The following is a 13176-nucleotide window of genomic DNA, read 5'->3' as shown; positions in this document are numbered from 1 at the left end:
TCCTTATCTAAACTTCCAGTTAAATAGAAATTAACTTTAGTTTATGAAGCTTGACCTGTAAAAGGGAACTAATTACAGTGCTTGATTTTAAAGGACTAAACGTGACATGAAAAGAATAACCTTCCTGGCGTTGCTGTTACTCTCTGGATGTCAAACTAGTAACACTTCTGTACCGTTAACAGCTGAAGAGCTAAAACATATTCGCTATGTAGATATGCGACATTTACCCATCAAAACTCAAGCGGATGGCTATTGGATTCAAAAACGCCGGATAGAACCCATATATCCAATAGAGGCGGCCAAAGATGGGATATCGGGATGTGTTTCTTTGACGTTAGGTATAACCCCAGATGGGAGAGTGGGAAGCTATAAAATCACCAGCAGTTATCCCGAGGGCGTTTTTGATATCAGCGCACTTCAGGCTATTAAAAAGTGGCGTTGGATCCCCGATGATAACAACCCTGCGCGTCAGGCTATATTAATCGATGCGAAGCTTGATTATTTTGTAATTCAAGGGCAAAAAAATTTGGATGAAGCAAAGCGAAACTGTAAATTCACCTCCATTCCGGGGCGTTAAGCGTAGCGTTTTACTGCACAGCGCGCGAACGTATCCGCGCTTTTATGATTTGAGGCAATTAAAATGGAATTTGAACTTTTAGCACAGCACAAAGCGCTGATACCAATTATTGCTAAGTGGTACTTTGACGAGTGGGGGAGCATTGTTGAAGAGGCTTCTGTAGAGCGTTTTGAGCAAAAGCTTTTAGACTATCTTAACGAGTCCGCCATTCCTTGTGTAATCGTTGCGCTGGATGGCGACACAATCGCAGGAGCCGTGCAGCTTAAATTTCATGAAATGAGTATCTACACAGATAAAGAGCACTGGATTGGTGGTGTATATGTGGACAAGCCCTATCGTGGAAAGCAGTTGGCGTCATGCTTAGTAAAAGAAGCAGAGCGACTAGCCATTAAATTCGGTGTCAAAACGTTATATTTACAAACGGAACATCCAGAAGGTGGACTTTATCGGAAACTCGGCTGGCAACCGCTCGAAAACGTCAATTACCGAGGCGTTGATGTGGTGGTGATGAGCAAAGCTTTGCTTTAGCTGTATACTGTTCCAAACCAAACTTAGAGCAAATACAGGTGCTTCCTTTCAATGGCAGACCAAGCTATTTCACTTTCTAAATATAATCAAGATTGGCAACGGATGTTCCAAGATGAAAAGCTAAGATTAGCGCCTTTGCTTTGCCCCTGGGTTGAAGGTGGTATTGAGCATGTGGGTAGTACAGCGGTGGTTGGTATGGTTGCTAAGCCGGTGATAGATATTATGGTGGGTGTTAAGTCACTAGAAGCGTCAAAAGAAGCTATCAAAGTCCTTACTCAACACGGTTATTGTTATTACCCCTATAAAGCTGACGTAATGCACTGGTTTTGCAAACCAAGGCCTGAGTTTAGAACCCATCACTTACACCTTGTTCCTTTCAACAGCCTACTTTGGCAAGAGCGTATTTCTTTTAGGGATAAATTAAGAGCATCATCAGATTTAAGAGCTGAGTACTGTGCGTTAAAGCAGACATTAGCACAAGAATACAAAGATGACCGCGAGCAATATACTCAACAAAAGTGGCCGTTTATTAGCCGGGTATTAGCTTAACGATGATTGAAATTCACCCCGTGTTACTTTACCAAGCGTGAGTAAACTGATAGCTTCAAAGTACCAGTCTCTTGAATGAGTTATTTAAGTCGATTGGCAAATCAAAAAATCATTGATAAGGAATATAAATATGAAAATTAAGCTCAAGAAAAGTAAACTTGTAGAACTTTCGGTAAATAGTAAGACACTTAATAACAAATATACACCGATGATTGCCGGTGGTGACACAACAATCCAGCCCCCATTGATCACTAACGCACAAGAATGCCCTATACGCACGCAGACCTGCACAAAAATAGGTTTATGCTAATTAACCTAAACTGCGGATAATTAATGCCTTTCTAGCAGCCAGTTTTAGCGCTAACTGCGTTGAATTCACTTCCAATAGCCAGCTATTGGTGCGTAAATTCGCCTTGTTTTCCCTAAAACTCTCTGGCTAGACAAGGAAAAAACTAAGTTGTGCTTTAGCAACAATGAGTTGGAACATTCCTTATCCAAACCTCAGGTTAATTAATCTTAAAAGAAAGGGAAGCTAATTGCTTCCCTTTACCATGGTTATTACTTTAATTCGCTTTTGTCGCTTTGTATTTGATAGTTACATTGTAGTAAGGGAATAGGCCGCGCAGGCGGAAATTCCATTTACCTTCTGCTGGCTCGTCAAATACACAGCTTTCTTCACTCCCCCAAAGGTATGGACGACAGTCGTACTTGAAGAAGTTTGGCATTTTCTTATGGCGCACATATAGGTCTGCTTCGCCTTGACCTGTGATTGATACTTCTAGTTTATCAAAGCCCGCTGGTAGCTCAATTGAGCGATGTTGCCACCAGAACCAACCTGCAAGACCTGTAAACTCGCCTTCAATAATCGTCGGCTCTTTAACAAGGTTAAGGTCGATAACCACAGGGTCATGATCCGATGCGCGATAAGCGTGTGTTGCGTAAAGACTTGCTTTGTGAGTATCTGACTTGTACTCAGTGTTGTAGTCTAGCGCGACGGGCTCATCAGCATTGATATGCCAATCCGTTACTGACTTTACTTTTTCCATCATTGTGTTTGAAGCAAAGGCGTGATCTAGGCTACCGATACGTCCTTGATACACGTATGAATAATCTAAGCTATTACCATGAAGCGTTTGCTTGATGTTGGCATAACCATTCTCGACATAGGTGTTGATTGGATCTTCCTGAGCGTACGCATTCATGTCACCCAGAATAATCACATCATCTTCTGCAACTCCTGTCGGATTTGTACCAAGCCAAGTTGCTAGGGTATTAACCGCTGTGACTCGAGTTTGGTTCCAACAACCTTGACCGTCATTTTGGTCTTGATCTAAGCCCTCAGCTTTTGAACAACTGCCTTTAGAGCGTAAGTGAGCCATTACCACAGTGAAGATTTCTTCGCCGTTTGCCTCTTTGAAAGTTTGTACGACAGGAGGACGGTTACCGTAATCAAATGGTACGGCTTCGGTAAATGCAGGCGTGCCTACTTCAGCTACTTTGTTACTACGATAGATGATACCGGATGTAATTGCATCCCCACCCACTTGGTCAACATTTAGGTTTACAAATGCGTAAGTATTAGCAGAGTCTGCTGCATTTAAAGCGTTAACGAGGTCGGCAATCGCACTAAACTCATCAAAGCCATCGTTCTCTACTTCTAGCAGACCGATAATATCGGCATCGAGCGCCGAAATTGCAGCAATCGTTTTTGCTTTTTGGCGTTCAAACTCTTCAAGATTGTCAGCTCCTCGTGACGTTGGGAAACCTGCACCTTGACCGTCACCATTGAAGTAGTTTAATACGTTGAAGCTAGCAATACGTAAATCTCCACGCACTTCTACTTGAGGTGCTTCTGTACGTAGATTAGTATGAACAAAGTTTGGTGTTGTTGTTGGGTGAATACGGTATTGGCTATAACCATATCCCATGACACCCTCAAGGCCCGTCACGGAATCGCCCAGTCGTAAGGTGTTATAGGCATCTAGTGTGGGTGATGGATAAGGAATAACGTCAGGGTTTTGTACTGATGAACCATCATCAAGTAAAATTTCTTTGCGCTTGTTCTCAGCTTCTAGCTGGTTTGCTGCATCACCAGGCGTTGCTACTTGAGTGCTTTGGTACAAACGTTCAGTACCTAAGCGTACTTCGCCGTAGCGCGCAAGTCCGTATGTATCGTTAACGACCAACTCATTTGAAATCGAAACCAACATGCCTTCGTAGGCTTCAAGGCCATTCTCTGCAGGTAAAGTAACGGTAGTCGCTGAAGCTGTTGCAGAACCGCATAGCTCAATTGCGTCGACGTTAATGAGTTGAGTTTGACCATACTTCTCTTCAACTTTACCACGTAATTTAACCACATCGCCTGTGCTTACTGGTGTTGCAGTATATACGACAAAAATACCTTCGGACGTATTACTATCAGCATCATAGTCAGTGCTTTCTTCTTGAATGAAGAAGCCGCCAAGTCCGTCATCTGATTGCATACTTGCAGTGACAACAGCTTGAATTTCAACCGTTTCTCCAGCCAATGGACTTGCATCGCCTGCGCCCTGAATAGCACTGATCAAGGTATTATTTTCGCCACAGATAACAGGCTCTGGCTCAGGTACGTCACCGCCATTAATGTGGATACCTAGGTTGCTAAAATCGTCTTTAGCAAGTGCAAGCCATTGCCCAGCGCCAACAAATGCAGAAGTTGCATCGGTGCGGCCAGTGGTTATTGCAGGATCTCTGACAAGCGTTTTATCTTTTGTTCTAATATCGCCATCAATCCATTCACTACCTGGGTCGACACCAACCTGACCTAGGCTATCAACAACTGCACCATTGAGCGTAAGCGTAACGGCGTCATCACCATTAAACCAGCTACTTGTGTTTGTTAACTGTGCCTTTGCGATGATCTCTGCTGCGGATTCAGCATGAGCAATAACATAAGTTGATTTAGCCGCAAGTTCACCACTTAGTTCTATATTCGTGCGAGCTTCTGTTGCGCCATTAAAGAAAAAGTTGACTGAGTAACCAGTTAGATTGACAGCTTCATCACTACCATTGTAGAGCTCAACGGCTTTGTTATAACTGCTACCTTCAACATACTCAGAGATAATCACCTCTGCTTGTGCATTTAGGCAAGCTAATGCAATAGCTGAAGCTAGGATAGATTTTTTAATCATTTTTTATTTTCCCGTGTATTAGAATTATCCAAATTTTTATTCGGACGCAGTATTTTAAGCGCTATTGATGACAATTCAATTAAACTTCACTGTTTGTTTACATTGGTTTACACTAAATTGTGTGTTGAAGGACAAAAGTCGTTGAATTTTATGCCATATTCAAACGTTGCCTGTGAGCAATTATGTGTATATTTCGAGATGCAACGGTTGCGCTATACTCAATTAGGATCGGAGCAAGTATTTGTAGCAAAGTTGCCAGTCAACTTAGTTTGAAAGTGAAGGCGGGAGTGCGTAAACATGGCGATAAAGAGTGTAAAACAGTCATGCCTTCTGTTTATTGCCCTGTCATGCACATCATCGGCAAATGATGCCATAGTGGGAGCACATAATGTTTGGCCTCCCTACGTCATTAACGAATATTCCGGTTTTACTGTTGATTTAGTTCGCGCGGCATTTAAGGCCGAGAATCAAGATTTTGAAATGCTCATTATGCCATTCAGTCGTGCCATGCGAATGGTTGAGAAAGGGCAGGTCGATATGATCCCCGCTTTATGGCGTTCTGAAAGTCGCGATGAACGCTTTATTTTTAGTAAAGCTTATTACAGTAATCGGCTGGTACTCATTTCACGTACGGAGCCAACCATTCATTTTAAAGAGTTGGACGATCTTAAAGGACTAAGCGTATGTGCTATCCGGGGCTTTCGTTCTGAAATTGCACTCGCTCAGATCCCACAAATTCGCCTAGAAAAGCTCACAAACTTGACTTCCTGTCTGTCGCTTCTCAATAAAGCGCGAGTAGATGCTGTAGTTAGCGACGAGCTTGCTTTTGTGTATTTACAATCTCAACACGCTGAATTTCGCAGCTTCAAAGTACATCAACCGACCATAGCACAATGGCCGCTTCATATTGGCGTTAGCAAATCTCATCCGAATGCAATAGCAATAATTGAGGTGTTCAATAAGGGTTTGATACAACTTAAGACGAATGGTATTTATCAGGCAACACTTAAAAAGTATCAATTAGATGAGTGAATAACCGAGCATACTCGCTTCTGTTAGCACTGTGTTTTATCGCAAAAAGAAGGGGGTAATGAAGCTTAACTCCATTACCCCCTATCGTTAGGTTGTTAACCTGTTAAGGTGGTTAACGCGTAGTAGCTTGCCAACGGCGAACTACAGCAAGTGCCAGACAGACCCAAATCAACCATAATGGCATACTACCGCCATCACTCTTGTTCGTGACGGTATCGGTAGGTGCTTTGTTGACAGTAATATTCACACTACCTTGGACACTTGCCTCACCATCTGTGATTGTGTAGGTAACGGTTTCACTGCCAACAAACCCAGCATTTGACTTATAGGTTAAGCTGTAATCGGCATTAACTGCGACACTACCGTGCTGTGCTGTTGCTTCAGTTACTTGCAGCGTATCGCCATCGCTATCACTGTCGTTTGCTAGCACATTAATGGTAATTGGCTTTCCTGAAACAACCGTTGCAACATCGGAAACCGTTATGGGAGCCGTATTGGCAACTACAGTAATTACTACGCTCGCTCCTGCGGTTCCTCCATTACCATCAGTTATGGCGTAATTCAAAGTATCAACTCCTACATAGCCTGCGTTTGGTGTGTAATACAGGGTATTATCTGAATTGATCTGTACTTCGCCAAAACTGGCTGACGCATTTGCTATGGTAAGCATATCTCCATCAGCATCAGTGTCATTCGCTAAAACGTCAATAGTAATATTGGTGTTCCACTTCATACTAATTGTATCGTCTAGGGCTACAGGCATCTGATTATTTGAGAGTAGTACACCCACACCACCTGGGTCTACGATACTGCCATTTGCTTCACCATCGTCATCATTGATACCCCCATCTTCTATCTGAAGTTGCACACACCAATGACCTTCAGTCAGTCCTGATGACCAATTCTCATCTCCTGGAGGAGGACAAATGCCAGGTTCACCTTCTGCACTAAAGACAAGGTTATTTGCGTCTTCCACAAAGTTCACCCAAAGGCCTGATGACGCTTTAAACTTACGATAAACGGCATCTCTTGGGATAGGTAAGCGTTGTGGCATCACTAGTTGATACACTTGACCTGCTTTAGGTAATCCATAAGCGATAAAGTCAAACAAGCCGCCAGTGATTTGCGCGTCATCATCGCTGCCCAGTTGTGAGTTACCCTCGTCATCTGTCATCAGTAGCCCACCAGTTTCACCGCTCGCGGTAAACTCGCCCTTACGTAAACAGACTCCAGGGTTACCTTCAACTAAGAAGCCATCCTGTGTAACCACTTCTTGAGGCATAACATTACACTCGGTGATTGCATCTTGGAAATCAGGGATCCCGTCACCGTCGTCATCGGCATAACCTTCTTGGCTGTCAGGGATGAGATCGCCATCGGTATCTTCCGTATCAGATAATTGCTGCAATGATTGGGTCACTTGGATAAATACGCTATCACTATCTTGTGCACTACTTGAGTCTGTTGCTGTGTGTGTCACCTTGTAAGTGCCTGGTTGTAGATCCTGCGGGTTAAAGCTCAGTTGCAGTGTATCTTCCGTATATTGATCGGAAGTCATGCCCGTTACTTTCCATGTGCTCGCCACAGTATCACCAACATTTGGATCACTTACCGTTGCAACGACAGATACAGTTCCTTCATCTTGGCTAACGGTTAGCCTGTTTTGGTCATTCTGAGTCACAACTAGCGAGACTTCAGGCGCAATATTTTGTTCACTCACAGTAATAGTGGTTTCCCGTTTTGCACCAAGATTAACACCGCTATTCAAGCTGACCGTGATCGTTTCATCTCCCTCAAACTCCCCATCTGCAACAGTTTGAATTGAAATGTTGGCTTTCGTGCCCGAGTTTATCGTCACCGATCCGCTACTCAAGTCATGATCCACACCAGATATTGCGCTACCTGTTACGGTATAATCGACTGTTACTGGATATTGTGGAGCAGGGCCATTTAGTAGCACTTGAATGTCTATCTTAGCGCCTTCAGCAATGGTTCTATCTTTACTCAACGACACTAGCGGATTAACTCTCAACAGCTGTTGATCGGTTCCTAAATTACCGTTTGCATCTGTTGCTTGCCAGTAGACGTTATGTACTCCCGGTGCAAAAATGGTTTTACCTTCTGTTAGCGTAACGGGTAAAGGCTCACCGCTGCTATTGAGTGCTGTCGCAGTACCCAAGTTCACTTTGGTGAATAGGCCCGAAGCATTAACTTCTAGATCGGCAGGGGCGGTGACAACAGGAGGTTCACCATTGACTGCACCACTTATTTCTAACAGCGCACTTGCTTTAGCTCGACCACCATGACCATCACGAATAGCGTAATTCAGAGTAACAGCGCCTGCGAAGTTACTTGGAGCGGTGTACTGTAGTGCATTGTCGACTACGCTTGCGCTGCCTAAACTTGCCTTGACGCCTTCAATAATAAGGGTATCACCATCAACATCGGTATCATTGGCTAACACATTCAGGGTGAACGTATTGTTGGCACTACCATCAAGTTGGAAGTTATCGTTATTGGCAATAGGCAAATCATTTACAGCTGTGATAGTTAATGTAACGGTATAGCTATCACTTTGCAGCTCTCCATCGCTTACTGAATAGGTAAAGCTATCGTCCCCATTGAAGTCGGCTTCTGGTTGATATACCCAGCCTGTACCACTGCTGGTTAATGAACCATTTGTCGACTGACTACCAATTGTCAGCGTTAAGGTATCATCTTCAGCATCTTGTAATGTCGGCAGAATAGTCAAAGAGGTATCTTCTTTAACGCTGAGCGAGAGGTTCTCACCCGTTGGCGCTGTGTTTTCAGCAACCACTTCAAGGTTAAAAGCTGGTAAACTCGCATTGTCAGTGCCATCACTAACGCTTATTTGAATACCGCTAGTCGTACCAATATCTGTCTCTGATGGTGTACCAGATAGTTCGCCGGTTGATGCTGAGAATATTGCCCAGCTTGGCTTATTCGTGATTGTAAAGTTTAGCGTGTCCTCATCTTCATCTGTTGCTGCGGGTATAAAACTATAGTTTTCCCCGACAGTGACTTTCACACCAGGTGTACCACTGATAGTTGGCAAGCGATTGATGTTGACCACACTTAGCGAGAAGTTAAGGTTTGCACCTTCAATACCATCGCTAACACGAATTGTGATGTTGTATTGCTCGCCACCATCATTAAAGGTTGGAGTACCAGCTAGTGTACCCGTTGTACTACTGAATGTTGCCCAATCAGGCGCATTGGCAATGCTAAAGGTAAGATTGTCATTATCGTCATCGGAAGCGATTGGAGTGAAGCTATAACTTACTCCTTCATTTACCGTGGGAGGAGGTGTTCCACTTATTGTAGGAGCTCGATTCACATCGTTTACGGTGATAGAAAATGTCAGGTTTTGAGTGGCACTACCATCACTTACCGTAATAACTATACCGCTGTAAGTACCCGACTGATCGAAGTCTGGAGTTCCTGTTAGTGCTCCTGTCGTCGAGCTAAATGATGCCCAACCCGGCTGATTAGTAATGGAGAAGCTCAGGTTGTCATTATCAGGGTCGCTTGCCGTTGGTGTGAAATTATAAACACCACCTTCAAGTACCGAAGCAGACGGAGTACCACTAATTGAGGGGGAACGGTTTACATTTACAACATTAATATTAAAGTTCAGCGTTTGTGTTGCGCTGCCATCGCTGACTGTAACTACAATACCGTTGTAGTCACCAGCATCAGTAAAACTTGGTGTGCCGCTCAGGGCTCCTGTGCTAGTACTGAAAGTAGCCCAACTTGGCTTATTGGTAATACTGAAAGTAAGCGTATCTCCATCAGGATCAGAGGCGGTTGGAGTAAAGCTATAACTACTATTTTCATTAACGCTGGTCGCTGGTGTTCCACTAATATTTGGTGTGCGGTTCACATTGACGACAGTAATATCAAAATTCAAGGTATCACTGGCTGTGCCATCACTCACTGTAATAACAATACCATTGTATGCACCTGCATCGGTATAACTAGGTGTTCCCGTCAAGCTACCTGTTGAGGTGCTAAAGGTTGCCCAGCTTGGTTTATTGGTGATGCTAAATGTTAAGGTGTCGTTATCTTCGTCAGTTGCGGTAGGCGTAAAACTATATGCAACGTTTTCGTTGACGGTCGCCGCTGGAGTACCGCTAATAACCGGTGCTTTATTTAGTACAACAACAAAACTAAAGGTTTGGTTGGTAATAGCGGTAACACCGTCTTCCAAGCCATCCTCTAATGAAAAGACAAAACTATCACTCGCATTTTGAGAGTCGTCGTGGGTATAAAAGAGATTACCACTCTCAATATCAGCTTGTGTGAATGTACCATTGCTGCCGAGTGCTTCACCGCTGTCTAAGCTGTCATTACTGTTGGCATCTACAAAGAGGCTTCCGTGGCTTGGTAAGGTGGTTATCGTATACGTCAAACCTGTACCGCTATCATCTACATCGCTTGCAGACAGAGCAGAATTCGTGATGTTTATCGTTGTGCCTACATCAAGCGTTAAACCCGTATTCGTTGCGACAACGGGCGCATCATTAACGTTTGTAACCGTAATGGTGAAGCATTGCTCACTAGTCTCAGTACCGTCGGAAACAATTAAACAAATATAGTGATCGCCAACATCGTCGTTGGTCGGTGTACCTGTTAAGGTCGTTTCAGCAGGTGATATCTTCCGAATTCGATGGTTACCAGTATCTGCAACATACACAACGTCATTACTGTCAACTGCAATGCCATAGGGTTGACTAAAGCGTGCCACACTTACTAGGCCGTCGGTATTTCCTGAAGCCCCTGCGCTTCCTGCATAGGTTGTTACCACTCCAGTACTGGTGATTTTACGAATGGTGTGTGCAGCTTGCTCGGTTACATAAAGGTTATCTGCGCTATCTGCGGCCACATCATAAGGTTTATTAAAGCTTGCTTGCGTTCCTGTACCGTTTGTTGAACCTGCAGAGCCTGTGCCTGCAAAAGTGGTTACAACACTTGCCGAGGTGACTTTACGAATAGCGTGATTGTTGCGGTCAGCAATAAATAGGTCGTTATTGCTATTACTGCCACCATTATAAGGGAAGTTGAATGTTGCAGATGTTCCCGTTGCGTCCGTAAATCCTGACGAATTTTTACTACCAGCAAAGGTGGTTACGACGCCTGCAGGTGTAATTTTACGAACAATATGAGGGTTTGTCTCTACGACATAAAGATTCCCGTTGCTGTCAATAGTAATCCCAGTTGGTGCTGCGAAGGTTGCGGCCGTACCCGTTCCATCATCGCTACCGTAGGTGCCGCTACCAGCAAAGGTCGTTACTACACCTGCTGGCGTAACTTTACGAATAGTATTGTTAGAAGAATCTGCAACGTAAACATTACCAGATGAATCTAGCGTAACGGCTTTGGGGAAGTTAAACGAAGCTGCGCTTCCTGTTCCGTCGTCAGAGCCTGCACTTCCAGAACCAGCTAGTGTCGTTACTACCCCTTCAGGGGTTATTTTACGGATAACATGGTTACCATAGTCAGCGACGTACACGTTACCGTTACTGTCGGTTACCAAGTCATACGGCGATTTAAACGAGGCGGCAGTGCCTGTACCATCTGCATAGCCCGAACTTTGACCTGCAAGGGTCGACACCGTTGCCTCTGTGCTTGTGTTTAAGCTTAACCAGCTAGGAAGCGGAGTACTAGCCGAGACGGAAACGGTGACTGCGTCTTTGTCTGGGTCGCTAGTTGTCACTGAATATTTGTATACTGAATCCTCAGTTGATGCAGTGACCGCTGTAGAAGTAAAGGTTGGCTTATCGTTGACTGCCGTGACGTTTACTGTGCTGGTTGCGGCACTACCATCAACGGTACCATCATTCGGCGTAACCGTAAGCGTCATCGCCGTTGTAGCGTCTGCTGCCGTGGTAATGTTGAGTTTAGTCGTCACATCGAGGTAGGTATTAAGCGCAGCCGCCGACCCACTTAATGTCATACTTGCGGTACCACTTCCAGCTATTGTGACGCTGCTCACTGTACCATTGCCATCAGTGCTTGCGATGGTGCCGCTGTCCAGCGCTAAGGTGACTGTTAAGTTGTCATCTTCTCCATCAGCTAACGTTACTGCAGAGAGATCAATCGTTGTCGCGACATCTTCTGTCACAGTAAAACTTGTTGGTAAATTGCTAATTGTAGGAGCTGTGTTGGAGATATTAGCGTCTAGATAGGCTGACTCATGCCATGCAACACAGATAAAGTTGATAGCGTTATTACAGGGGATACTACCAATTAATGCATACCAGCTGCCATTTTGATTGACTATTCCTTTGACGCTACTTGAGGATGAAGTACCTCCTGAGCAGTTGCTTGCGGTACTTAGAGTGCCATTGGATTCTGAAAAGCTCCAAAAGTATTTAACGTTACCTGAAGATTCTAATATATCTGGCGCATTACTGTTAAGAGAGCTCAATGTTCCATTAACAAAATCATCCCAATCTGTATCTGCCAGTTTTGTGCCACCGGTATTATAGACATTGACACTAGGCATACTGTAATTGGTGTCAAGGCTGGCAATATCATCTGATGCAGTGAATGACATAACTGCGTGTGCGTTGACGGGTCCATTACTTACAGCGGTTGGCGCTGAACTATCAATTATATTGTTTAAACGGCTATGCTTGCGTATAAATTTACTTTTGCACATTGCATCAGCATTCGCTCTGGCTTCTGCTGCAGTTGCACCAAAGTTACCATTACTCAATTCGCTTGTTTGGTCGGCGTAGTCAAATACCATGAGTTTATCTGAAGCAGGCAACGTTGTGCCATTACTAACATAGTAGGCCTCAAATACTTCAGGTTTAATACGGTTACTCGCCGGTAACAACGAGACAACACCATTGTAGCTGGCAAGGTCACCTCCAGAGAGCGTAACATGGTAAATCGAGCTATTACCCGAGTCGACGGTGACTTGTGTGACTGATGCGGTTGTTTTACTACCTGTGTCAACAGTTGTGTTGTTGTCAGTGTCTTTCTCATCACCTAGTATCGTAAAGTCACTGGCAGTTGGTGCAACGGTATGTGCATTAACAAACGTGACTTTAAAGACCAGTTCATCAGCATTTGTCACTTCATCTGATGGCGTGAGTCGTTCGACTTTCTTCCAATTTTCGAGTGCAAATGCGGATGAGGTTAAGGCGAAAAATATACTGCCAGCTATGCAGCTGTTAGAGACAATCTTACGAACACGGCTTAAAAGTGAGCGCTGTGTAATCATAGTGACCCCTGAGTGTTTCAGTTACTAGGTTGATAACATTAATAGAACTGCTTTGAATGACATCT

The 13176-nt window shown here is 44.1% G+C and carries 6 protein-coding genes; 4 read left to right on the top strand and 2 right to left on the bottom strand.

What is annotated here, in order from left to right; genetic code table 11:
* Window positions 1-106 precede the first annotated feature (106 nt).
* From NH462_RS19315 to NH462_RS19305, 3 genes are all read left to right on the top strand, one after another.
* Window positions 107-577, top strand: coding sequence for an energy transducer TonB (locus tag NH462_RS19315; protein ID WP_253107304.1), 471 nt, complete (start codon window positions 107-109; stop codon window positions 575-577).
* Window positions 578-640: 63 nt separating this feature from the next.
* Complete coding sequence (locus NH462_RS19310) at window positions 641-1105, top strand: GNAT family N-acetyltransferase (RefSeq protein WP_253107301.1); 465 nt, start codon at window positions 641-643, stop codon at window positions 1103-1105.
* A 51-nt stretch (window positions 1106-1156) separates the two neighbouring features.
* Window positions 1157-1654: a GrpB family protein gene (locus NH462_RS19305; RefSeq protein ID WP_253107299.1), complete on the top strand. Its 498-nt coding sequence runs from the start codon at window positions 1157-1159 to the stop codon at window positions 1652-1654.
* 563 nt (window positions 1655-2217) lie between these two features.
* On the opposite strand, the gene NH462_RS19300 is transcribed toward NH462_RS19305, so the two are convergent.
* On the bottom strand, window positions 2218-4824 hold the full coding sequence (locus NH462_RS19300; RefSeq protein WP_253107298.1) for an ExeM/NucH family extracellular endonuclease: 2607 nt from the start codon (window positions 4822-4824) through the stop codon (window positions 2218-2220).
* 297 nt (window positions 4825-5121) lie between these two features.
* On the opposite strand from NH462_RS19300, the gene NH462_RS19295 reads away from it, so the two are divergent.
* The gene (locus NH462_RS19295) at window positions 5122-5856 is read left to right on the top strand and encodes a transporter substrate-binding domain-containing protein (protein ID WP_253107297.1); all 735 of its coding nucleotides are present in this window, start codon (window positions 5122-5124) and stop codon (window positions 5854-5856) included.
* A gap of 112 nt (window positions 5857-5968) precedes the next feature.
* On the opposite strand, the gene NH462_RS19290 is transcribed toward NH462_RS19295, so the two are convergent.
* Window positions 5969-13111: an Ig-like domain-containing protein gene (locus NH462_RS19290; RefSeq protein ID WP_253107296.1), complete on the bottom strand. Its 7143-nt coding sequence runs from the start codon at window positions 13109-13111 to the stop codon at window positions 5969-5971.
* Between the last annotated feature and the right edge of the window lie 65 nt (window positions 13112-13176).

The sequence above is a fragment of the Pseudoalteromonas sp. OANN1 genome (assembly GCF_024124685.1).
GTDB classification, from domain to species: Bacteria; Pseudomonadota; Gammaproteobacteria; order Enterobacterales; family Alteromonadaceae; genus Pseudoalteromonas; species Pseudoalteromonas piscicida.
The sequence above is the reverse complement of the archived record's forward strand: the minus strand, read 5'-3'. Positions and strand labels throughout refer to the sequence as shown.